The organism is Flavobacterium sp. 22659 (assembly GCF_052044235.1).
Lineage (GTDB): Bacteria > Bacteroidota > Bacteroidia > Flavobacteriales > Flavobacteriaceae > Flavobacterium > Flavobacterium johnsoniae.
In genome coordinates, this window is record NZ_JBQEMU010000005.1 from 1 (window position 1) to 26,293 (window position 26,293).

8 protein-coding genes are annotated in these 26,293 nt (G+C 35.1%); 3 read left to right on the forward strand and 5 right to left on the reverse strand.

Going from position 1 to position 26,293, the window contains the following annotated elements:
• On the reverse strand, nt 1-2,757 hold a 2,757-nt coding region (locus ACTJIW_RS06915; RefSeq protein ID WP_440718443.1), incomplete at its 3' end, for a DUF6443 domain-containing protein.
• 12 nt (nt 2,758-2,769) lie between these two features.
• Complete coding sequence (locus ACTJIW_RS06920) at nt 2,770-6,207, reverse strand: RHS repeat domain-containing protein (RefSeq protein ID WP_440715889.1); 3,438 nt, start codon at nt 6,205-6,207, stop codon at nt 2,770-2,772.
• A gap of 645 nt (nt 6,208-6,852) precedes the next feature.
• On the opposite strand from ACTJIW_RS06920, the gene ACTJIW_RS06925 reads away from it, so the two are divergent.
• The 3 genes from ACTJIW_RS06925 to ACTJIW_RS06935 all read left to right on the forward strand — a co-directional run bounded on the left by ACTJIW_RS06925 (nt 6,853) and on the right by ACTJIW_RS06935 (nt 9,413).
• Entirely contained in the window at nt 6,853-7,683 is an 831-nt protein-coding gene (locus ACTJIW_RS06925; protein WP_440715890.1) for a helix-turn-helix domain-containing protein, read from the forward strand.
• Nucleotides 7,684-7,788: 105 nt separating this feature from the next.
• On the forward strand, nt 7,789-8,679 hold the full coding sequence (ygiD, locus tag ACTJIW_RS06930) for a 4,5-DOPA dioxygenase extradiol (protein ID WP_440715891.1): 891 nt from the start codon (nt 7,789-7,791) through the stop codon (nt 8,677-8,679).
• Entirely contained in the window at nt 8,676-9,413 is a 738-nt protein-coding gene (locus tag ACTJIW_RS06935; RefSeq protein WP_440715892.1) for an alpha/beta hydrolase, read from the forward strand. Before ygiD ends, ACTJIW_RS06935 begins: the two co-directional genes overlap by 4 nt.
• 100 nt (nt 9,414-9,513) lie before the next feature.
• On the opposite strand, the gene ACTJIW_RS06940 is transcribed toward ACTJIW_RS06935, so the two are convergent.
• The 3 genes from ACTJIW_RS06940 to ACTJIW_RS06950 all read right to left on the reverse strand — a co-directional run bounded on the left by ACTJIW_RS06940 (nt 9,514) and on the right by ACTJIW_RS06950 (nt 26,087).
• Nucleotides 9,514-10,638, reverse strand: a complete 1,125-nt coding sequence (locus tag ACTJIW_RS06940; RefSeq protein WP_440715893.1) for a patatin-like phospholipase family protein — start codon at nt 10,636-10,638, stop codon at nt 9,514-9,516.
• A gap of 181 nt (nt 10,639-10,819) precedes the next feature.
• Nucleotides 10,820-19,102 carry a T9SS type A sorting domain-containing protein gene (locus ACTJIW_RS06945; protein WP_440718444.1) on the reverse strand — a complete coding sequence of 2,761 codons (8,283 nt, stop codon included), beginning with the start codon at nt 19,100-19,102 and terminating at the stop codon, nt 10,820-10,822.
• 10 nt (nt 19,103-19,112) lie between these two features.
• On the reverse strand, nt 19,113-26,087 hold the full coding sequence (locus ACTJIW_RS06950; RefSeq protein WP_440715895.1) for a leucine-rich repeat domain-containing protein: 6,975 nt from the start codon (nt 26,085-26,087) through the stop codon (nt 19,113-19,115).
• Between the last annotated feature and the right edge of the window lie 206 nt (nt 26,088-26,293).

The following is a 26,293-nucleotide window of genomic DNA, read 5'->3' on the forward strand; positions in this document are numbered from 1 at the left end:
GTACTTATACTTTAAAGCAGTATTAGTTGAGTTAATCCCGCTGTTATATCCTATATGTTTTAAACCAAACGGATAATAATTGTTTTCTTCCTGAATGACAAGGTTTTTGTCATAACTTAAACGGATATTACCCAGATGATCCTTATACTGGTACACGTATTTATAAGAACCTGCAGAAGGCTCGATATAACCTTCGGCTGTTGGGAAAAACTTCAGTACGCCGTTTTCATACTGGTACCCTCCAAGATAATCAGTAGTGATAACCGTTTTTCCTGCCTCGCTTACAATCTTCTTTAATTTTTGTCCCTGCGCATTGTAAATATAAACAATATTTCCTGCAGAGGCAAAGGTTACTTTTGCGGGAAGATTAAGATGGTTGTAAGTAATAGAGGTGATGTTTTTATTGGCATCAGATACCATGTTTCCGTTAAGATCATAACTGTAATCATCTCCTGTATTGGCTCCATCAGTAAAACCAAGTGCCTTGTTACTGCTGTCTGTTACTTTAGCCAGCTGGTTGCTGTTATCAGCATTGGCATAAGTGTAGATTAAATTGTCGATCTGCTGGGCACTCTCACTGTTTCCGTTACGGATAAGACCGGTAATATTTCCGTTTTTATCGTACCATAAATTTTCATTGTAAGCATTGTTTACTGAGCCTGCTTTAGCAGAAATACTTTCTTTTAAACGGTTCAGGTTATCGTATTTATAGCCGTAAGATCTTACAATACCATTATCTGAGTTTGTGGCCCACTGGGTCTCAGATATGTTTCCGTTATAGAGTCCGTTTACCCCGCTGAAAGAAGAAGGGGCATTATAATTGATCTTAAAGGCAAACAAGTCTTTGGGTCCGTCCGTCTGTGCGAGAGAAGATACATTATTAATACCTGTGAGCCATCCGCGGATGTTGTAGGTATAATTGATATTCTGGGCGTTGTTTCCAACCTTTTTAGAGATAAGCTGTCCCAGCTCGTCATAGGTGTTATCGGCAATAAGCTCAACAGGTCCGTTGTTTATCTGATGGGTCTGGGTCATTAATCGGTCCTGTGCCGAGTAGGTAAAAGCATCCTTGACAGTGAATTCAGCATCTGCTGCTGTTCTTTTATGTCTGGTGATACTGTACTGTGTTTTTCCTGAAAAATCGAGTTTGGTATCGGTATAGGTATAACCTCCTAAATGATTCTGCAGATATGCCCTGACAGGTCTTGCCTTGTCGTCATAAAGAGTAACAGCAGTTTCACCTTGCGTTTCAGTGCTCAAATTCAGTGCCCTTGTCCATGAACCCGAGGCAAGTCCTTTGACCTGCGTGCTGTTTAATATATCCTGTCCTTCTATGGATGCCGGTACAGCAGGGGCGCCCGGGAAGACATAATTATCATAATAATTAACCGAGAGAAGCTTAAAATCAGAAGGAGACACCGTATTGCTGTAATAAGCCGGTATTCCGTCCAAGGTTCCAGAAGCCGCTCTGGTTTCGTTAATTACAGAGGCATTGTTCTGAGCATTCTGCATGGAGGCCCTCTGTGCAGAATTTACTATTGCAGAGGCCGTCCATCCGGTATAAACCGGGCGGTTAAAAACATCGTATTTGGTAATGATCCATCCTGCAGAGCTTAAATCAGAAAACGGGGAATAGGCAGGTCCTGAGGCCGTAACACGATCAAGTTTATCATAGACAATAAACTCCCATTGTTTTCCCGGCAGTTTTTTCTCAGCCAGACGATTGCGGTAATCATATTTATACTGATAGCATAAATTATTTAAAACAGCCTGAGCGCCGTTGTTAATCACAGCCGAAAAAGTACTTCCTGCCTGAGCATGAAAACCATCTGTTAATCTAATAGAGTTTGAAGCCGTTAAATGCAGGGAAGTTTCCCGAGTTACAGTAATATTTGAGGTTAGATCTGCCTGCAGGCCTGCTGAGCCTTCTATTAAATCAACCGCTTTAGGCGGAATAACATAGGTGAGATTTCCGTAAATATCATAAACATAATAAGTGTCGTGCTTTACCTGGACATCATAAGTCCTTTTTAATACCACCTGTCCTTCTTTGTTTTTAAATTCAACCGTTGAACCGTCTGTTTCAAGTGGAACAGAAGCTGTGTTTTCATCATAGGTAACGGTTTTATAAAGCTCCCCGGCAGTATAATGGCCGTTAAGAGAAAGGGTAATATCATATAATCCTGATGCCGCATTCCACTGTGTATTGGCAGAGAAGAGTTTTACCTCTGCAGAGGCATTAGTCTGATAGTCCATTTTTATTTCATGTCCTGATCCAGAGTACCATGCATTTCCTGGAGCGGCCTGTTTGAGCACCCTGTTCAAAGGAGAGGCTTCAAGCTCTTTTCTGCTGAAAGGATAAGAGGTGGCTTCAAGGGCTGGGTTTCCGTTAAGAGCCGGGTTAGGATTTCCGTAATAAGACATCACTTTTGCTCTGGCCGAAGGGTCAAAAGTCATATTGGAGGTTTCTGCTTTAAAAGGCAGGTATTCTTCAGCCTGTCTTCCAAAACCGTCGTATTCGATATGAGTGATGATATCCATGCCGGATTTGGACTGCTGTGAGGCAGTCTGCTGAACGGGTCTGCCCAGTCCGTCAAAATAGGTGATGTCCTGCGAAGCCTGAGAAATGGAAGGTGATGTTATAGGTGTGGTGCTGGGCACTTTGTATTTTACAGCTTTAATGTAATTCTCGCTTTGTGTCTGGCTTTTTACCAATAAAGGAAACAAAACCAAAAGAAGTTTTAAGAAGTTTTTCATGATGCTTTTGGTTTAGTGTTTGTAATTGTACTGGTTCTCAGAAAGGATATTCCCTTTGTTGTCTTTTACAAATTCAAGTCTTCCAAAACTGTCGTAGGTATAGGTTGTGGTCTGTCCTTTCGGATCAGTTATGGTGCTTACCCCTACAAGCGGAATGTAGGTATAGGTAGTAACCATGGCATTGGGCAGATTAGCGCGTAAAGTGTTTAAGGCACTCAACAGTACTGTTTCACTTCCGGTATCGGAAAGATCCTGAATATTTGAAACATAAGGTGATACCTGGCTGTATGAAGCGTTTTCGATTTTGGCAACAGGCTGGGTTTTGTTATACCCCCAAATAATACACACTGGGACACCATTTTCTGGAGTGTATTGTAATAGATTGCCTTTGTCGTCATATTGGTCGTAAGTGATTTTTTTCTCAAGATTTCCAACTTTATCAATAGAGGTAAATGTATTAGGAAATTTAGCGCTATATACTGTTTCTGCAAGCAGTAAATTATTGTATATGGTTAATTGTTCTGATAATTTTACATCTGCATTAAAAGTTTGTTTATCCAAAGGAGAAAGAATATTTCTATCTGCTAGTTCTGTAACAAATGGTTTATTTGACATTTCGAAATCTTTAGCATTAAAATATTTTGTTTCGATTATTTCATTTTTAGAATTAGTTCTCGTCTGTGATGATAGTTGAACATGATTAATTCCTCTATAATTATAAGTAGTTGTTGTACTTACTGGATTTTCACCCTTTGAATCATATGTAACCTCCTGGCTCGATTTCAAGTAATGCCAAAAACCAATATTTTTATAAGAAACTATACTAATATTATCAATATTTTCAAGATTAGTAATTGTTTTAGGTAATTGTTCTCCATAACAAGGATGTTGGATATATATTGTTTGATTGTCATTACCAGGCGCTATACAACGAAAAGAATACCCAATGAATAAGCTGTTTACCAATTTTAAATGTTTATGATCTGCCACACATCTCCTATAGGGCGTTCTTTTGGTTAGATCAGCCTCTGTACATTCATATACAACTGGTCCAGAATAAATTTTTTCGTAATTTTTTCTTGCATTGTAAGATATAGCTTCTTTTCTCAACTCAGGTCTCTCCTCATATTCATTTACAACCGCTTTAGTCACAAATAAATTCTTATTAAAATAGACAACTTTTTTCAATAAGCCATTATCCCAGCCTAAATTAGACAAAGGAGTATTTCTTATGTCGTAATTACCCACTACAAAACCATCACCACCATCACGATGAACAATAAACTCGTGTTCTTCTCCTCCATTTAAGAAATCACCTGAACCATATGAAATTGTCACATATTTATAATATATATTAGAATTTCCTGTATCAAATAAAGATGTTAAACTGCTAGAAGATAAATTTATAAATGTTTTACTAGTAACTACTCCAAAAACTCCTGCTGAAGGAGATTCCATAATTCTGTCTACCCTAAAACGATCAAGATAATACGGGTCCTGTCCTTTATTTCCACTTGATTTAGTTAAATCATCTTTTTTTGCATAGAAAATTTTTTTGATTACTGGCTCTGATTTATTTATAGAATAATCAGATGTCTGAGACACTCTGACACCACCAGTTATAATATTTGACTGTACGTCAACGGGTGGAGTTGGATAATAATTTAAATTTACAGATGAGGCTGTACAATTAAAAACAGCCTGCAGAGTAATAATATATTCGTGATTAAGTTCAGCAGAAAAAAGAAGATTTTTAGCATAAGATTCTGTATTCGGCCTTATTGTATACATACTTCCATCACTTATAACTGCATTATTATCAGATCTTCTAAGACTTGTATATCTTTTTGCAGTATTATCATATACACTGACATATGCCTGATTTTTTCCAATATTAAGATCCTGATCCAAACAGTCAAAACTGACACCAGCTACTAACGGAATATCTTGCGTGTATAAATTTATAAAAGTTAATGTTTTAGTAGTATTCGTTGCACTTGTATTAACAGCACTTAAACTTTTGTAAGTTTTAGACGGATATACTTTTTTTGTACCATAATAAGTATTAGATTCATAATTAAATTCGGTATATCCTTTTGTTGGATAAATAATTTTTTTCAGCATGCCCTTTATTGCATAACTTTCTGCCGGTTCTTTGTCTGCCCCATTATAATTTACTGATTCCAATTCAAAATTATTAGTGCCTTTGGGTACAATATTCACATTATTTTTATTATTAAAGTATCCCCAATGATCTTGGCTGTATGATAATCTTTGTGGCAAACTATTTCTGTCTTCGTACTCAAATTGGTAATTTTGATTGACATCCTTAAATTGTATCTTATCAAGAAAAATCCTTTTATTTGTTGTAGTTGCATAGGTAAACCCAATATTTTCTATAATATTTCCAGTTTTATCTTTTACCATGATTTGATCTATTTTTCTATTACCAGATGTAACGTCTGCGCTCGAAGAAGAAAGATTACTGAATAAAACTTCACCATGTTCAGGGTTAGAGCTTTTAATGGATTTGATCGATTTACCACTTAAAGTAATAGTATGATCACAAACTGAACTTAATGATGGAGAATAATTTTCAAGTTTTCCAGCTGCATCATATTGTATCCTAGGATATAACATTCTAAATGTTTGTGATTTTGAAGCGATATAATTTGTTACTGCATCATCATATACAAACTGTATAACATCCCCTTTAGGATGAATAATTTTACTTAAATACCAAGATGAAACTGTGATATTAGGAATAGAATGGCCAGATCCAACAATTCTTTGAGAAGTAACCTCTTTATCATTAAAAAAATACTTGACACCATCCGGTGCTGTCACTATAAAATTAAATCCTTCCGAAGTAATATTTTGTTCAATTTGTAAGTCTTGCGCCGGCATAAAAATTGCCTTACCTTCATTATCAAACACAAATTTTCCAGAATATTTACCAAAATTGAAGCTAAAAAGATCCGCTTCAGTATCTACATCATTTTCTGCTATGTATTGATAGAATTCTAAAGCTGGAGGAGAATAACGTCCCATAGTTTCGGTAATTGATATGGGAATTGGATATTCTCCCCTGTCTTCATCAGGTTTATCTCTAACAACTCTGGTAATTACTCCTCCAAAACTTAAATTCCAGCTTTGCCCAACGTTTGAAGATATTTCATCTACTTTAACACCATTAGAATTGTACAACATTGTAATAGGAACTTCCAAATTAGCAGTTTTGTAAGTATAAAGCGGAATGTTTACATTCTGAGATCCCGTAAATAAGCCAATAGGTGTATTTCCATAAGTCCCCAATCCGTAAGCATTAGGTGAAGGCGGTATAATATTAGGAATAAATTTGCTAGGATCATTTTCAGTCTGCCCAAAAGCAATGTTAGAAATAAATATTAAAAAGAAAATTTTAATTAAGCTCCCAATTTTGTGTTTCATAATATACATTTCGATGTCTATTTAATTATAGGTTAAGTTTTCTTATAGTTATTTTTCAGATACGACCACTAAACTTCGTATGAATATTAGTATATTATGTTTTAATTTCGACTATTTTAAATAAAAGAATGTAACTTACAATTTGACAAGGATAAAATGAAAGAATATGTTTGTAAATTAATTCGTATATCTTTTGAAGAAAACATTTCTGAAATAGATTAAATTAAGTAAAGTTACTTTTTAAGTATTTTTCTGGTTAGCAAATCTAAATAATTCTACATCATTTTTTTTACGGTTTTCCTCATTTCTATTAGATCTAACATGAGTTTAGAAATCTATTCTAATGATTGCAAATTAACAAAAAAGGTGAAAGAATTTTACTGTTTCATTTTAGTAAAAAAACACTACTAATAAACAAGTACTTAGAAAAAAACTTTCTTCATTTAAGAAATCTATTAAATAAAGCGACTGGGATTCATAGTGTTCAAAATATAAATAAAAAAAATATTCTAAATCAGTTCTGCTTAGAAATTTTAAAGTAGGAATGTTTATACTACAACAAATTTTGAACTACCATCAAAATGAAATAATTAAATCAACAATAAAAAAAATATAAATTATCTTTAACCATCAAAATTTAATCCCATGACAGAAATCTTCAAAATGTTTCGTGTTACAGCCGCAGAGTCTGAAAAAATAATGCAGTCTGTAAACGAACCGCATGCACATAATTTTGAAGAGCTGATTATTGGCAGTAAAGGCCAGCTGGAGCATTTTATAGATTTTAGTTCCAAATTAATAGACGCACCTTTTATAAGTTTTGTAACACAGGGCAAAATTCATCGTGTAAAACCGCTTATAAAAAACGGCGAATGTGATATGTGGGTTTTACGATTTAAAAGTGAATTTATTGCCGAAACTACTTTTAGCCTGTATGCTTCTTTTCATGATAAAGCCAATATTAGTTTACAGAGTAATCAGTGTTTTGAAAAACTGGATGTACTGTGCAAAATGACTTATGATGAATATGTACAGGAATCTCCGGATCTCTCTGTAATTAAACAACTGTTAAGTACTTTGTTTACGATTATCGAATCGGAACGACGTAAATTGAATCTGGATAATGACGAATCTAAGAAAATTCAGAGTTCGACTTTTAAAAACTTCTTAAGATTGTTAGAAGAACATTATAAGGAATCTAAAGATGTAAATTTTTATGCCAAAAAACTTTTTATGACTTCACGAAACTTAAACCTCATCTGCCAGAATATCTTACAGCAGAGTGTTTCAGAAATCATAGAAACCAGAAAACTTACCGAAGCTAAAAACCTATTAATGACTACTGATAAAAATGTTGCTGAAATAGGTTATGAACTCGGATTCAACGAAAAAACGTATTTTACTCACGCCTTTAAACGCAAAGCAGGCATGACTCCAACTGAATTTAGAGACGAAATGCAAAAGCTGCTTTCTTAAAAACACAACCATTCTTCCGAAAATCGTTACCGTTGCCGCTGTTATTAAACAGAACTTTGTATCTCTTTAAAATGATACTCTTTACGCGACTAATAACGATATAAAATGGACAGAAAAGATTTTTTAAAAACTATGGCAATTTTACCAATTGGAGCTGCAGCTATGAAACTCAGTTCTCTTAAAACTGTTTCTGATTCTTTTGCAGCAACTGAAAGAATGCCGGTTCTTTTTCTTGGGCACGGTAATCCGATGAATGCTCTGGCCGATAACAACTTTACACAGGGTTTTCAAAACGTTGCTAAAACATTACCTAAACCAAAAGCGATTCTTTGTATTTCTGCACATTGGGAAACAAAAGGAACTTTTGTAACGGCGATGGAAAAACCAGAAACGATTCATGATTTTGGAGGTTTCCCTCAGGCTTTATTTGATGTGCAGTATCCGGCACCTGGAAGCCCGGAACTGGCTCTGGAAACTCAAAAAATTATCACTTCAACTTCTGTTGGACTGAGTCATGACTGGGGTCTGGATCACGGCTGCTGGACGGTTGTTAAATTCCTTTATCCAAATGCCGATATTCCGGTTATACAAATGAGTATCGATTATACTAAACCTGCTTCTTATCACTACGAATTAGGAAAAGAACTTGCTGCACTAAGACGCAAAGGTGTTCTTATTGTAGGAAGCGGCAACTCGGTTCATAATCTGCGATTGGCAGCGTGGGACAAAATGATGCTTCCCGGGTATGCATTTGAGTGGGCTCATATTGCCAATGAAAAAATGAAAAAAATGATTATTGAAGAAGATCATCAATCTTTAGTCAATTTTGATAAACAAGGAAAAGAATTCCAGCTTGCGGTGCCTACGCCTGAGCATTATATGCCGTTATTGTACATTTTATCTCTTAGGGAAAAAGATGAAAAAGCGACCATTTTTAATGATGCTATTGTAGCGGGATCGCTCAACATGATGTCTGTCAAAATAGATAAGGCATGAGCATAAAAAAGTCGGTTTGGATTTCTTTTGAAATCCTTTTTCTAATTTCAATTTTCAGTTTTACCATCATGAATTCGAATACTAAAAATACTAAACTGCATTATGTAGTAAGACAGCCCAAAGTTCAAACAACTAATCCGCCTCTGCTTATTTTACTGCACGGCGTAGGCGGTAATGAACAAAATCTGTTTTCATTTGCTCCAGAATTACCGGATAATTTTGTTGTGGTTTCAGCAAGAGGTCCGCTCACTTTTGGTCCAAACAGCTTTGCGTGGTTTCAGGTAGATTTTTCAACCGGAAAACCTCAAATAAATGCAGAACAGGCTGAAAATGCACGAAAAATGATTATTGATTTTATTGACGATTTAAAAACTGAAATCAGTTTTGATTCTCATCAGGTTTATTTAATGGGATTCAGTCAGGGCGGTATTATGAGTTACAGCGTTTCGCTTACGGCTCCAGAAAAAATAAAAGGAATTACAGTTATGAGCGGCAGACTTCTGCCAGAAATCAAACCCTTTATTGCAGATGACAAACGTCTTGAAAAACTTAAAATCTTCATTTCACACGGAAAACAAGACGCTGTTTTAAATTATCAATATGCTTTAGATGCTTCAGAATTTTTGAAAACAAAAAACCTAAATCCTGAATTTCATTCTTATGAAGAAGGTCATACGGTCAATAAACAAATGTTTGATGATGTAAATCTTTGGTTAAAAACCAATTTAAATTAAACACATCGAAACAATTTTGAGTTTTATTCTAAAAATTAAAAAAGAGTCTTTCAAAGTAATTTTGCAAGACTCTTTTTTTGGATGTTGGTTTATTCTAATTTTAAGTATTCTCTTTTAATACGTTTACAATATCGAGAAAAATATCGCTTCCTTCTCCGCTTAAAAAATTTGCTGCTGTATCAATCAGCGAATCCACATTTGACTGCGCTATATTATCCATTTTAGATTGCTCTCTTGTAATAGCAGGTTCTAATCTAAAATACGTAAGTCCGCCTTTTTGAAATCCGGATAATTGCTGGCTCGATACCAATTGAACCGATTCAGTAATGATATTGACAATAGCACCGCGTCCGTTTTCTGTTCCCGATAAATCATCTAAATCGCTCGCAAGCCATGGTGTAAAACCCCAATTTCCGTAATCAGGATCAGGAAGTCCCTGATGATTTGTAACCAATCCGGCTCCGCTTGGGTAAGAACCTGTTCCTAAAGATATTAGAATTATATCATCTAATGAAGAAGCCAATTTTGTTCTAAAGGCTTCGCTCACTGCCCAAACTGCAGGATTATTTGACATTACGCCGCCATCAAGGGCCCATCTTTCGCTGGCATTCGAATTTGGAGCGCTTCCTCCGCCTAATTTCCCAACTGGAAAATAAGTTGGCGCTGCGCTTGTTGCTCTTGCTGCTTCCCATACCTGATAATCATCTCCAGGATTTGCCGCATCATACCAATTGAACAAATAGGGACCGTAATCTTGTCCCAGAGTTGGATTTTGAATACTGTTACCGCTGCTGTTAATAGTATAACTAGTTGTAAAAACATGTTTTGTTCTTGCATTTTCTAAACTTGCCATGTTTTGTTTGGCATCATTCAAAGTATAGTTTCCGTATTTCTGCTGTAAAAAGGGTTCTACTCCATTTCCGTTTCCATCATTGGCATAATACAAAGAATAATAATCTGGTACAATTGACGGTTGAGAAACAAAAATCTGAGAGCCGTCGTTTGTGTAAATTTCATAGATTTCACTTGCTGTTAATGGCAATTTGTTATTTACCGGAGAAGATAAAGCAGTGGCAATAATACCTCCTGTCGATGTACCTCCTATTATATCAAACATTTCATAACATGATTTATTCAGCGCTGCTTCTATCTGCGAAAGAAAATAAGAAGGTATAATTCCTTTTATACCGCCTCCGTCAACTGTTAAAATAATAATTTTACTCATAACTCTTTGATTTAGTAGTTTGTATTGGGTCTTTTTACACAATAAATTTATAGAACCTGAGTGCTGCGAAGAATTAAATTGTCATCTAACGGTTATTTTTGGGTATAAAACCCTTGTTGTCAAGTATGAGTAATAAGCGAAAAAAAAAGAGATGCCAATTAAGACATCTCTTTTTAAAAATTTATTTAATTAAAAACTTGGCTTTGTAACTCTTATCTGCATTTTGCAGTATTAAGAAATAAACTCCCGAAGCTCTTAAATGTGTTTTAATTTCTTTGCTAAAATTACTGTTGATTTCCAATTTAGGCTGTTTGTAAACCGCTTTTCCATTGGTATCAAAAATAACTAAATCAAATGTTCCTTCGTCGCCATTTAAATGTAAAGTGAAGTTTCCGTCATTTGGAACCGGAGAAATAAAGAAACCGTTTTTACCCGAAACCGGATTATCAACAGATAACGTCGCATCGACTTTTACTTCTAACGTAGTTGTTTTACTGCATGAAGCCTGAGTCAGATAATTCAGAGACAAAGTCTGAGTTCCTTTTTCTGTCCATTTAATTGTTACAGTGTTGTTGCTTTGATCGATAATTTCACCACCAGTAACATTCCATGTATACGCCTGCATTGACTGCGTTGCGGTATAAGTTACTGTTGTATTAGCATTGGTAATCAAAATATCACCTGTAATATCGGCTGTATTATTTAATCCAACCTCAACATTGGCAGAAACAATTCCTTTTCCTTGTAAACCGCTTGATTTCTTGTTCAGTTTTGTTAAATCAATTCCAAATGAATGATCTCCAGCAAATTTTTCGATGTTTCCAATTTCAAATTCTTTATCTGAAACTTTTGTTAAAGTGATATTTTCGTTAGAAACTGAGATTCCGCCCGACTTCACAATAACATCATTTTTCGTTAATGCCGAAGCTATAATTTCATCAGCAAATTCAACTTTTATAATATCTTTTTCAGAACAATCGCTGTTTGCCGAACTTAACGGAGTTACTGTACAATTAAGATCTACAATATCAATATATACTTCTACTCTGCTTGCATCACTTGCATTTCCAAACTCATCATATACTATTGCTTCAAAAGTATTTTTACCAATATATCCTTTTATCGGAATTAAAACTTCTTTTGCCGTTTCCTGATTTTGTTTGCTAACCAGAGTTTTTCCGGTTGGCGTTACAGCGTATAATTCTACCGTTTGTTTGTTTCCGTTTGTGGTTAAAGCAATCGATAAATCATTACCAGAAGTAATATTATCTGCGGCAGATGTTCCTCTATCCGGCGTAATACGAAGGTTTGATGGTGCCGAAGGTTTTCCAAACTTCACTTCCCACATAGTACTCGAATTTCCTGTTCCAAAGTTGCCCGAAAGGTCTTTAAAGCTCGTTTGGTCTACTACAATTTTATAACCGCCTTCTGCTTGTGTATAATCTCCTAAACCTGAAATTAAATAATGTAAATCGTCTTGTTTCGTGACATTTAGATTTGCATTTAAGTTTACACTTCCTTTGTAAAGCGTAACCCAGTTTTTATCAAAACTACTTATTGGTTTATTCAGAGTTATTACAACATCGGTTACATTCTGGCTGTGAACTGCTCCCTGATATTTCGGCGTAAAGGCATCAATTTCAGGAATACTTATATCTACTTTCCATTTTTGTGTTTGAACCACTAAACCAAAAGTATTGTCTTCTGCTTTTATTGATGGCAAATCAACCGCTAATTCATACTGACCGTTTTCTTTGTTGTACTCGTTCAGTCCTACAATGGTGTATTTCAGATTATCTTCGGTCACAATTGAAACGTTGTCAAGCGCTTTTCCGTTTAACGTCAGTTTGTCTTTTGTAAACTGAACCGGTTTTACGAATTTATTAAACTGAATTTCAACACTATTTACCGCCTGTGCTTCTATTTGATCTGTTTTAAACTGAACAATTCCCAGTTCGCCGATTATCTGAATCCATGAAACGCTTTTTCCTTCTACTCCTTCATTATCTTCTAAATCTTTAATTCCGGCACATTGAACTGTTAATTCATAATACCCGGAAGCAAGAGACAGTGTTTTGATATTTAAAACATAAGTAGAATCGTTTACTTTACCAATAAAACTATCGTTAAACGGAACTTTAGTTCCCTGATGAATTAAAGTAACATTCTGCGCTGTAAACGTAGCCGGATTGATTGCTTTGTTAAAGTTTACCTGAACAGATTCTACTGGTTTTGTAGTAGTTGACGGCAGACTTTCAAAAGAAACTACTTTTGGCACATTCGTATTGATAACGCTGTAGTATAAAGTATATCTTTCTAATCCCGAAATTTTATCAAGGAAATGAAGTTTGTTTTCATACTTAGGTTCTAATCCGTCTTTTAGCGTAACGTGTGTCTGCCAGAAGTTTTCTATTGGCAGTTCCAGATTGTCGCTTATTCTCACTACTCTTTCCAGTTTGTATTTGTCTGATCCAGGATCAGCTGTATTTCCATAATTCCATCCTGTTCTAGATGAATTCATGGTTAAAGTTGTCGTAAGCAGACTTGGCGAAATAGTATTTGAAACTGTTCCTGAAGCGACTTTATAAACTTCATCGCTTTCTCCGTTTGAATAATAAATGGCATCTGGAGTATCATTAGCATCTACAATATCATTTACAAGGAAATCGTTGATGTTATCCTGACCTGCACCATACGCTTTTACGCTCTTAATTAATTCATGAACATACGAAGCTTTAATCAGGCTTAGGTTTTTGTTTCCGTAACTGCTTAGATGTTTTATTTTAAGATCGTATTCTACAAAATGTCCTAATAAAGTACTGGTAAACCACCATTGCCCAAGTGCAGATTTTTGTGGTTCAATATTTCCGAAATCAACATTTAATAAACCTAATTGTTTTGGTTCGTTGTTAAAGTTGCTTCCTATAATTTCAAAATCGATTAACAGGCCTTTTTTGTTTTCGATAATTTCCGGCTGAACTGATTCTACCTGAACATTTTTAGCAACTCCGTAACCTTCATTTTTAATTAATAAAGCCATTTCTGCCGGAACAATCGGCTCGATTTTATCTGTCAGCGGATCATCTCCTAAAATATCTCGCTGCATAAAATAATGCATTACCAAATCCGGACTTGGATTTACTTCAAGAGTCACAGGATATAATTGCACCGTTACTCTTTCACTTGTATTTGGATCTAAATACGATAATGTTCCTCCAAAAGAATATGATTTAGCTACAGTTGGAGCAGCTTCTTTTGTTGGTATAAAAATTACAGTTCCAGATTGACTGCTGTTTGGTCCTACAAGTCCTGTTCCGCTAAGGAAAGCATCTTTATTGATCTGGAACAAATGCGTCATATCGTTTCCAGCCTCATCTCTAATTAATAAATCTAAGTTTAGATCTTTAATTGTATTGGCGTCACTTCCGTTATTTAATGTAAGGGTTCCTTCGAATGCTTCTCTTGTCATCGTGATTTTTTGAGAAAATTTCACCGTAACGCTGGCGCAAACAGATGATTTAGAAGCTAATTCTTTACCATATTCTTCCATTTCTTTCAGATCGTTCTGATACAATTCTGCTGCAGAAACGAAACCTCTTTTTGCAGTCAGCTCAACTAATGCTTTTCTGGTTCTGTCATAGTTCTCAATATCATTTTTATTAATAATGTTTGGATATTCTGCATTAGGAGCTTTTATATTTTTACCCCATGCTTCTAAAGTAGTGTTCCATCTATTACAGAAGCTGTCAATTTCCTGACTTGTAATATCTGTACCTGAAAGATTCGTTTTAATTAGCGCAATATCTGATGCAGAAAATGGTTTTCCAGCATCCAGATTTGAAGCTGTTTCTTTCATGAAATTTTGAAAGTTAGGGCTTTCTAATAATCTGTCATTGCCTAAATATGCTTTTATCCTATTAGTTAAGGCTGTTTCAGCATCTGCCATTGCCTGAAAGTCTTCATATTTAGATTGCAAGAAACTGTTTTGAGTGCTTTTACCACTCATAAATTGCTCTATACAAGTTTTAGCCATTGACGCAAGTCCAAAATAACATCCTACATTACCTGGAATGCAGCTTCCTAATGCTAAAGTTATATTTATTACATCATTATCAACAGTCGCAAGAGAAAGTAGGCATGACGCAAGTGTTAAAGGAACAAATGGCGTACAACCCATTGCAGCACTAATAGTCGAAGTTATACAAGGATTTGTACAAATAGTAGGCAGTTCAGTAATAATATTTCCAATAGCTGTACCTATAGGAATTAATGGTCCAAAACCTCCTCCATTAAAATTAGGCACACCTCCAACAACTGGTGTAGTTGGTGTTGTACAAGTTATTACATAATAAGGCTGAAATGCCGCCAGATTTTGTTCTGTTTCGCAGACATACGTTCCTTTTGTTATTAAATTATAATTACAGTTTTGTCCTGCAGCAGCACTTTTTCCAGTTGATGCCGGTCTTGTAATCAATATTGGTACAATGATAGTCGATTTAGCATTTAATACATCAACTTTATCAATCATCAGTTTGAACTTGTAATCTCCCTGACTGTCTACATTAAAAGTTACGTTTGAAAGGGCAATTAAACCGTGATTAGTTACAGTTGCATAACTCATTCTGCTTTCTCCAGTATTTAAATCTAAAACGGGATTGTCGATATCGATAACAATTACCGGTTTTGGTACGTTTGTTTCGAATTTAACAACTAAATCAGACTGGTATTCATCTGCAATTTCTGTAGGTTTTACAACCCATTCGTAACTTACGGCCTGATACGAAATAAATACTCTTTGAGTCGTTACTTTACCCGGATCTACCAATAAGTTATTTTGGTAAGAAGCGTGTTTATCTGCCGTTACCGTTACCGTATAATATCCTTCCGGAATTTGCGGCGTGGTAAAAATACCGTTATCATCACTAAATCCTTCTGCTACAACTGCGCCAGAAAACGGATGACGAACGACTACTTTTGCTCCTTTTACGTGAGGCGCTTTTTCTGTATTATACGTGTACTCATCAACAACATCGATCAATAAAGAACCTGTTGCTTCTGAAACGGTTTCAATTTTAAAAGGTATGCTTACTCCTCCTCCATTTAAAGGATTTAAAGCCAAGTTACCGCTTAACGGAACGTTTAACTGCTGTTTGTCTGTTGGTGCCAATTCCAGAATGATTTTTACAGACTCGTTTGGCGCAATTTTGTCAATAACAGCCGCACTTTTTAATTTCATCCATTCCAGATTTGGAACATCAACTTTTACTTTTTCTGCGTCTATGGCTCCTGTATTTGAAACTGTTACTTCATAAAGACGAGAGCTTCCTTTTATCATCGTGGTATTGATGCTTACCGGATTTGCCAATAATTTTGGTGTCTGCGCTTTTGCATGATAATACGCTAAAACCGGAAGTTTAGCACCTTCATTTGAAGTTACATTAAAATTGATTTCATAATATTTTTGTTCCGCCGATGCTGTTTCTGCCAATATAGTATAGCTTAAAACGGCTTCTTGTCCTGATGCTAATGTTAAAGCATCTGTTTGAACTGTAAATCCTGCATCTGCCGGTAATTCTATTTTAATATTGGTTAAAGGAGTTTTACTGTTGTTTTTTAATACAAATTCTCCTTTGTACGGAACTTTGGTTACTACTTCCCATTTCAAATAATCTGAAGGTTTGTTCATCCATTCAAAACCAACAATATCAAATTCTGCCTGAACTGCATTTTGAGTTCCCGGATATCCTGCGCTTACGGTATAATGACCGCTTTCTGCCTGCAGAGGTTCAAAATCGTAAGCAAAATTTCCCGATGCATTGGTTTTAACTTTAAATGAACGTGTAAAGCTTCCAGATGCAACGATAATTTCTACTTCCTTATTTACTGCCGGACTGTTATTTGCCATTTTAGCCGATCCTGTAATGGCAACCAATTCTCCTGATTTGTGGATTGGCTTAGAAACCGTACTTGTGGCACTGTAACTGGAGAATAATTTTATTGCAGAATATGCTTCGTTATTGGTATATGATAACTCATTTAATTTTTGATCTGAATTTACAGCCGCTACCAAATAATAGTCACCTGCCTGCTGTGGTAATTTGATCGATTTTACAAGATCCAGTTTTTTTCCTGCTTCTATATCAGTATCAATCTGCGATGTAAATACAAGAATTGCATTTTTAGTTAATTTATCTTTAGATAGAAAATATTCTATTTTAGAACCTTTAGTTAAAACTGCAAACCCTTGATTGGTAATCGAAGTTGTTACTTCAATTGTATCTTCTCCATTGGCTTGAGCAACTGTTTTAACCGAATTAACAACAGCATCTGGTTTGTTTTGATCTGTAACCAGAATCCAGGCAAATCCTGAACTGAAAGTATCGGCTTCAGCCTGAATACGCGCGGTTTGGTCTCCCGTTTTCAATGGATCAATTATCGTATTAATTTCTACCTCAACACTTTCTTGTCCTACCGGAATTGAAATTTCTGCCGGAATTGAAACGATTGTAGGAGAATCAGATGATAACTTTACTAAAATGGCTTTAGAAGTATCAACCGTATTTCTTGAAATCGTAATTTTTGCTGCTTTTTGTACTCCGGCTTTTACTGTTGCAGGATTGGCTTTTACAATTAAGGCTGGTCCGTTGCTGTCCAGAATCGTAATGTCTTTAACGGCACTGCTTCCTTCTCCTGCCGGAAAGCTGCAGTTACAAGCTGAAGAATAAACCTCTGCGGTTACATTAACCACTTTTGTTCCATCTACAATGCCATTGTTTACAGCTCCAATATTAAATCTTTTCGAGTTTACATTGGCTGGAAAATCAATAACATCTGGAAGAATCAACGCATTGGAAATACTTGCTTTTAAGCGTACTGCAGTGCTGATTTCTGATTTATTAATTCGTTTTAATGTGGCATAAGTTGCATAAACGCCATCGCTTTTTGAAATAGTCTGCGGTGCAATTTCCAATTCAAAAGCCGGAACATTTGAGCTTTTTAAAATAACTTCTGAATTTCCTGCTTGAAATCCTTCTGCCCTCAAAATTAGTTTTCCGATTACCGTTTGTTCAGGAACTTTATTATTTTTTACTGTTATCGTAAACGAAGTTGTTTTGCTTCCTGCAGGAAGCGTAACTTCTGCCGGAACGGTCCAGCGAGAGCTTTGATCTGCTGTTATGGTAAATTTTACATCCTTTGTTTTAGCAAAACCCGTTTCTAAAGTAACCGTAATTGTTTCGCCGTCTGTTGCTGTAATTTTCGACGGCGTTAAAGTAATCGTTGAAAATTCGTTATCGATAATTTCAATAGCATCTGAAACGACAGGATACTCATTTCCTGAAATAGTTAAAGATACCGTTCTGTTTCCGTCGTTATCTGAATTGTCAATTGGTTTAATATAAAAAACAACCGACGACTGGTCTTTTACTATTTTTATTGATGCATCAAACTGAAGCTGTGAAGCCAGAGAAGCCACTAAAGTATACGTTTTATCACTGCTTCTGTCACCGCTTTGCGTCAGCGTTGCTCTGATAACTTCATTTGAATTTTCATCAATAGTTTTTTTATCTAAAGTTAAAAACAAACGCTTTTCAAGTAAAATTGAACTTGCCGCAGTAGCTTTATTATTTGTTTTTAAAGACTCAGGTTCTTTTACTGCGGTATTTGCTATAATATTAATTTTGACTTTAACGTTTCCTTCAATCCCTAAAACTTTAGGAAGGTTAAATGCTGCATTTCGGCTTATTGATTTTTGTTTATCTAAATCTTCATTATAAGATACAGTTCCCAGATTGTATTCTAATCCGGTTTGATCAGAAACAATACTTACCTGCTCGATCCATCCGCCAGAAGCAACACGATCTCCAATATTGTCAACTTTCCATGAAACATTAATTTTTCCATCTGGAGTAATGTTAGATTCGGCCGTAGTGATTCCGGAAATCGTTAAATCCGGATATTGTGCATTTGCGATTGTCAGTTTTCCGTTTACGTGATTTGAACCAATGTCAACCGCATTTTTAGAACTTAAAACAACGCCAGATAAATCTAAATTGTGTGTTTGTCCCGATGTATAATTTAACGGGATTTCGATTGGAATTTCTAATAAAGCACCGCTGTTTCCTTTAAAAGATGTGCTTGTAAGCGACAAAACTATAAAGTGATAATTTCGCGGATTATTTTTTTCGATATTTACATAAATGGCATGATCGCCTTTACGGCTTTCAATAATTTTAGTGTCTTTTTCGCTTACAATTAATCCCTGCGGAACAGTCAGCGTAAACTCAGCTCCTACTACTTCATCGGCATTAGCCAAATCAATTACAACAGCTGATTTTTCGCCAGGTCCGGCAGATGCGTTTAATACTTTTAAACTATTCTGCGCCTGCATGAATGTTCCTAAAAATAGGAAGATAAAGACCAAAAAAGGTTTTATTTTCATTGTTTTCAATTCGTTAGATATCATTTTGGTGAGTTTATTGTATTAACATTTTTCCTTTAAAAATGGCAGGTTTTGCTCCATTTTGTACTTCGATGGTATAGAAATAGATTCCCGATGCAAGATCTCTTCGCTGAAAAGTAAATTCATGATTTCCTTGTGATGCATCAAGATCAGACTGTATGTAAACAGTTCTTCCGGCTGTATCAAAAACTTTTAGTGTTGCTTTGTCTGCATTTTCAGGTAAATGATATTGAATTACAGTTTGATCCGTAAATGGATTTGGATAATTTGAAAGCGCAATTGCATTGTCTTTATTACTATCGTCAACACCTAAATTTTTCGAAATTTTATAGGTCAATGCGTTTGCCTCTGTATTTGAAATCATAGCAGATAAAATTTCTGTTTGAGCCGATACTTTTGCAATGGCCTGTTTTCCTGAAAGTGATTTATCCATAGAGAAACCTACAATACTAATTTCGCCCTGACGTTCTGCGACTGAAACCGTGTAACCCAAACCAGAAAGAAGCTCTTCTGTCTGTGCTTTGCTGCCGCCTTTTAAGCGAATATCAAATGCTGCTGTCGAAACTGACTGATTGTCGATATAAAGCGTATTATCTTCAATACTTAAAACAACATCTTCATTGCCCGTAAAAGCCATACGTTTTGCGCTCGCTGGATTTTCGAGTGTTCCGGACTGGATTTTATTAATCAATGAAATAATATCCAGTACGTTTAGGTTTTTATCCTTATTGATATCGGCAGCACCATAATTAAAGAATTTTGGTTTTTGGCTTAATGTATAATTCAAAGTCGATTGAATATCCAGAATATTTACAATTCCGTCTAAATTAGAATCTCCTTCTCTGTACGTTATGGTATACGTTAGTACACTGTTTCTGGCAGATCCGGCGATTTGTCTTAATTCTAAAGTCTGGTTGTTTGGCACATTCCATTCGCTTAAAATATTGGTCAGTTTAATGCCGTCTTCAGTAACTGTAACCATTTGGAAATAATCTTTCAAAGTCATGTTATACGACTGAGTGGTATTAAAAATCGAATTGGTATGATCGTAACGGTTGATTTTTTGATCTTTTAAAACAGCATTTAATGTTAAAGGCAGTTCTCCCAAATTAATTTTCTGACGGTCGATTTTAAAACTTACTGCTGGTAAAAACGCATCATCAATTCCAGTCAGTTCATTTTCTGAAAGGTCAACTGTTTTTAGTTTGGTTACTTTTGATACGCTTTCAGGAATTGTTCCTGTTAGTTTATTTTTAGCCAGATTTAGGTTTTGCAGTTCGCTGAATTTTCCAATTTCCGGGCTGATATTTCCAGTTAAGTTGTTATCAGGAAGATTAATCGATATTACATGTCCGTCGTTTGTCGTTACACCTTTCCATTTCTTTTCATGAAGATTATTTAATGATGTATCCCAGACTTCTTTCCATCCTGTTCCGCCTGCACTTTGGAAAAATGCCACTAAAGCATCATATTCTTCAACAATTAAAGGTGTTTCAGAACCATCGGCAATTCCTTTAAACTGAACATAAGTTCCCTGCGAAGTTCCGTTTTTCTGCCAAATCGCAATTTTTGCACCCGCAGGAATACCCGCCACAGAAATATTTGGGAATGTTATGGTATTACCTGAAACTGTGGCTTCAGAAATTTTGAAATTATTAGCCTGCAGTTCAAACTGGTATTGTCCTGAATAATCCTGAGTGGTTTCATTATAAGTTGTAATTGCTGGAAGATCTACAACTATTTCGTCGCCTTTTAAATAAAGATATTCATCTTTGGCAATAACCTGTCCTCTTAAATTAATGTAAACTTTAGCCAGATCGTAAGTAAATGGTCTTTCTAAAGCATCAAAACCATTGTTTGAAAGATCAATTTGTTCGATATTTTCGAAATCATTGAAATGTCCAGGAATTGTTCCCTTGAAAGCATTTCCAGCAATTGAAAGTTTTTTCAATCCTGAAATTCCCGATAAAACCGGCAGTGTTCCTGTAAATTTGTTCGATTGTAAATTAAGTGTTTTCAGGTTTGTAAGTCTTCCTAAATCAGACGGCAGAGAAACTTCAATGGCATTCGACTGCAGGTTTAAAGTTTCTAAGTATGTTAAATCAGACAACTCAGCAGGAAGGGATCCCGATAGATTATTGGCAGATAAACTCAACGAAACAACGTGTCCGTCTTTTGTTCCTACTCCGTACCAGCTTACTTCATGAAGTTTATTTTGTGAAATATCCCATTTCTGAGTCCATTGTGTTCCGTTTGTACTCGCGTAGATTTTTTTCAAAATCTCAAATTCTTCATCTGTTAATGGTTTTCCAAAAACTACCTGAGTATAATTAATAGTAGTTTGCTGCGCTGTACCATCATTCTGCTGAATGCTGATTTTGTCAGTCAGTTTAATTCCAAATAAAGCAATGTCTTTGAAAATTAATTTTCCTTCACTGTTAGAATAATTCGAAGCTTTATTGACACCATTGATGTAAAGTGTAAAATAGTTTTTATTATTAATAACACCTCCGTTTGAATTAAACAAAAATGTTGATAAAACCGGCAGGTTTATAACCAGTTCGTTTGCTCCTACCTCGATAGTTGGAATTGTAATGGTTTGATAACTAAAATCTACTGTTTTTAAAAGCGGTAAATGTGCCAGAGCTTCATCTGCATCTTCAATGTTATTATTACTTAAATACAACGTTTTTAAAGACTGCAGTTTGCTCCATGACGATGGTATAACACCTTTTAACCTTGTATATCTAAGATCTAAAATCTCTAAAGATTCAAGGCCTGAAATAATTCCTAAATCAGTTGTGCTTAGATTTTTTGTATAATTTCCTCCAAATAAAGAAAGGTTTTTTAAATATTTTAAATTGGTAAACGATGCCGGAATTGCTCCAGAAACATTCGAATTATTGTTTAGGTTTAATCCTGTAATATGTCCGTTTTGAATACTTACGCCATACCACGCTCCTTCATGCAGATTGTTTTCTGCCGTTACCCATTTATTGTTCCAGTTTGCCCCATTCATGGTATTATAGAAATCTACCAAAGCCTGATATTCTGCATCTGGAATTTTTGGCTGATCTACTTTTACGTTCGTAAAATATACACTGGAGTAGTTTGGAGAAGCTTCAGATCCTTCATAAGGCTGATATAAATACAATTCATCTCCGGTTTTTAAAGTTGCCAGATAATCTGCCGGAATTGTAATTGTTCCGTCGCTGGCAACTGTAATATTACTTCCTATCTGCTCTCCTTTTACATACAATCTAAAGGGTCTTTGTGCAGAAAAATCGTTGCTTGATTTATTGTAAAGAATAGTGCTTGGAAGATTGCTTACTTTAACATCGGTTCCTTCATATAAAAAGTTCTCAACGCTTAAAGTCTGATAATTTAAATTCAAGCTTACACGGTTTGTCAACATTCCCTGAATTACGCCAACTTTATTATTTGATAAATTCAGACTCGTTAAAGCTGTGTTTTTTTCCAAATCTTTAATAAGCACTTCAATTTTATTATACGATAAATCTAAAGTTTTTAAAGAAGCCAGATTTCCTGTCGAAGCCGGAATTACTTTTATTTCGTTTGAAGCCAAATCGACTGTTACCAGACTTTCCATTCCTCCAAAATCTTCCGGCAAAGCCGTAAGTGCGTTGTAACCCAGATAAAGTGTATTTACCTTTTTTAATTTGTTCCATGAAGCAGGAATATCACCTTTAATTTTGGTATATCTTAAATCTAAATATTCCAGGTTTTCAAGTTCAGATAAAACTGCCAAGTCTGTGGTATTAAAGTCTTTGCTGTAACTTCCGCCGTAAAGAGATAAAGTTTTAAGGTATTTTAAATCTTTAATCGAAGCCGGAATCGCTCCTCTTACCGAACTGTTATTGTTAAGGTTAAGTCCTGAGATATGTCCGTTTTCAATACTTACCCCATACCATGCACCTTCATGAAGATTGTTTTCGGCAACATTCCATTTATTCGTCCAGTTTGTACCATTCATAACAGTATAAAAATCAACTAATGCCTGATATTCTTCATCCGGAATTTTTGGCTGGTCTACTTTTACATTTACAAAGTTGATTCTTGAATAATTAGTAACACTTCCGTTATAATAATCATAAGGCTGATACAAGTAAAACAAATCGCCGGTTTTAATAGACGATAAATAAGATGCCGGAATTACAATGCTTCCGTCTTCGGCTGCAGTAATTGTACTGCCCACCTGATTTCCTCCTACATATACTGAAAAGGATCTTCTGGCTGTAAAATCGTTGTTTGTTCTGTTGTAATAAACAGGATTAGGCAGTGTTTCGACTTTTAAATCTACGCCTGTATAAATTAGTCCTTCTACATTTATATTTTGATAATGAAGATTTAGACTTACATTACTGTTTAGCAATGCTTTGACATCTTTTATATTATTACTTTGAAGATTTAAAGTTCTAAGCGTGCTAATATTTTCCAGTTCTTTTATAAGAACTTCTATCTGGTTATCTGATAATTCTAAAGTTACAAGTTTAGTCAGATTACCTATAGAAACCGGAATGCTTTTTAACTGGTTTCCTTGTACTCCAAGAGTTACAAGACTTTCCATAGCATCAATATTTTCTGGTAAAGCAGTTAAAGTATTATAACCTAAATAGGCTGTTTTTAGTTTTTTTAGTTTATTCCAAGAAGCCGGAATATCACCTTTTACTCTGCTGTATTGAAGATCTAAAGTTTCTAAAGATTCTAATTCAGAAAAAACGTTTAAATCGGTTGTGCTTAAATTTTTGCTGTAGCTTCCTGCATAGAATGAAAGGTTTTTTAAATATTTAAGATTGCCTATAGAAGCCGGAACTGTTCCTGAGACGTTCCAGGTATTATTAAAACTTAATCCTGTAATATGTCCGTTTTCAATGCTCACGCCATACCAAGCTCCTTCATGCAGATTATTTGATGAAACATCCCATTTGTTGTTCCAGTTTGCACCTCCCATGGCATTGTAAATATCAACCAAAGCCTGATATTCTGCATCCGGGATTTGTGGCTGCTCTACTTTTACATTTACAAAATTGATTCTTGAATAATGGGCAGTACCTCCTTCGTTATAATCGTAATTTTGATACAAATAAAACTGATCTCCTGTTCTTAATGAGGATAAATAAGATGCCGGAATTATAACACTTCCGTCTGCCGTTGCTGTGATAAGATTTCCTACCTGATTTCCTCCCACGTATACATAGTAGTTTCTTCTGGAAGAAAAATCATTTTTGGTTCTGTTGTAATACGTTGTATTTGGCAGTGTTTCTATTTTTAAATCAGAACCTGTGTAAATAATGCCTTCAACATTTATGTTTTGAGAAGTAAGATTTAAATTAACCGTACTGCTTAACAACGCAGAAATAACCGATATACTGTTGCTGTTAATGTTTAATGTTCTTAACGTGTTTACATTTTCCAGTTCTTTTACTAATGTCGTAATCTGGTTGTAGGATAAATTCAGGGTAACCAGATTCGCCAGATTTCCTACTGAAGCAGGAATCGATTTTATCTGGTTGTTGTTTGCCTCTAATGTAACTAAGCTTTCTATTTCGCCCAATTCTTCAGGCAGTCCTGCAATAGTGTTACCAGATATAATGATGGTTTTTAGTTTTTTTAATTTACTCCATGAAGACGGAATTGCACTCGAAATTCTGCAATATTCTAAATTTAATGTTTCAAGCGATTGCAATTCAGATAAAACGCCTAAATCTGTTGTGCTTAGGTTTTTTGAATAATTTCCACCATAAAGCGAAAGATTTTTTAAATACTTTAAATTTCCAAATGAAGCCGGAATTGACCCCGAAACACTGCTTGTATTTCCTAAATCTAAACCTGTAACATGTCCGTTTTCGATACTTAAACCTGTCCATGCACCTTGATTCAAATTGTTTTCGTTAATATCCCATTTGTAATTCCAGTTACTGCCGCCCATAGCATTGTAAAAATCAACTAATGCCTGATATTCTATTGATGAAACCGCCGGCTGGTTAACCTGTACATTCGTAAAATAAATTCGGCTGTAATTCGATACAGCTCCTGTGTCATAATCGTATTGCTGATAGAGGTAAACCTCATCACCGTTTTTTAAAGAAGAAAGATAAGATGCCGAAATTGTGATACTTCCGTCGGCAGACATTGCAATATTATTGGCAATTTCATATCCTCTCACATAAACAGCAAATTTTGGCCTGGCGGTAAAATCATTTTTTACCCTGCTGTATGAAACAACACCAGGCAGATTGTCTATTTTTAAGTCGGTTCCTCTATAGGTTATATTTTCAAGACCAAGTGTCTGATTCTGTATACTAAGACTTACTGTATTAGGCAGTAAAGCTGTAACTGTGGCAATTTTATTATAGGTTACATTTAAGTTTCTAAGAGCCTTTAAATTCTCTAGTTCTTTAATTAAAGTTGTAATCTGGTTTTGAGAAAGATCAACAGTTACAAGACTTTCCATCTGCCCAAACCCTGCTGATAATCCAGTAATGTTATTATTACTTAAATAAAGGGTTTGAAGCTTTTTTAATTTTGACCACGATGTTGGAATTATGCCTTTTAACTTGGTGTATCTTAAATCCAGCGTTTCTAATGCTTCTAATTCTGAAAAAACATTTAAATCTGTCGTGCTGAAATCTTTTGCATAACCGCCTCCATACAGAGAAAGCGATTTAAGATATTTCAGATTACCAAATGAAGCTGGAATAGAACCAGAAATGTTACTGGTATTGTTAAGATCGATAGCAGTAACGTGTCCGTTTTCTACCGTTACGCCATACCATGGCACTTCATGCAGATTATTTTCTCTCGTATTCCATTTATTGGTCCAGTTGGCTTCGCCTGCAGCTTTATAAAAATCTACCAAAGCCTGATATTCTGAATCCGGAATGGGAATATTTAAATTGTTTTTGGCCGATAATAAAGATAGACTGCTAAACAGAAATAGCAATCCAATAAGTAGTTTTCTCTTCATAGATTAATGTTTAAGTGCCAGTATTTTAAGAAGATACCTTTTGTTAAAAAATCGACATAAAAGTAGGAAAAACATTTCTTTTGTTTTGTTAAATCAAAAACAACAAAACTTAAAAATTTAATTATCAATTAATTAACACAAAAAATTACCTGTATTCAGGTAATTTTTAATCAAACTAAATAGTATAATGAAGAAGCTAATTTACA

Bases quoted from the DNA above. Each gene is read 5' to 3' on its own strand.
- ACTJIW_RS06920 (WP_440715889.1), bottom strand. From the start codon at position 6,207: ATGAAACACAAAATTGGGAGCTTAATTAAAATTTTCTTTTTAATATTT.
- ACTJIW_RS06925 (WP_440715890.1), top strand. From the start codon at position 6,853: ATGACAGAAATCTTCAAAATGTTTCGTGTTACAGCCGCAGAGTCTGAA.
- ygiD (WP_440715891.1), top strand. From the start codon at position 7,789: ATGGACAGAAAAGATTTTTTAAAAACTATGGCAATTTTACCAATTGGA.
- ACTJIW_RS06935 (WP_440715892.1), top strand. From the start codon at position 8,676: ATGAGCATAAAAAAGTCGGTTTGGATTTCTTTTGAAATCCTTTTTCTA.
- ACTJIW_RS06940 (WP_440715893.1), bottom strand. From the start codon at position 10,638: ATGAGTAAAATTATTATTTTAACAGTTGACGGAGGCGGTATAAAAGGA.
- ACTJIW_RS06945 (WP_440718444.1), bottom strand. From the start codon at position 19,102: ATGATATCTAACGAATTGAAAACAATGAAAATAAAACCTTTTTTGGTC.
- ACTJIW_RS06950 (WP_440715895.1), bottom strand. From the start codon at position 26,087: ATGAAGAGAAAACTACTTATTGGATTGCTATTTCTGTTTAGCAGTCTA.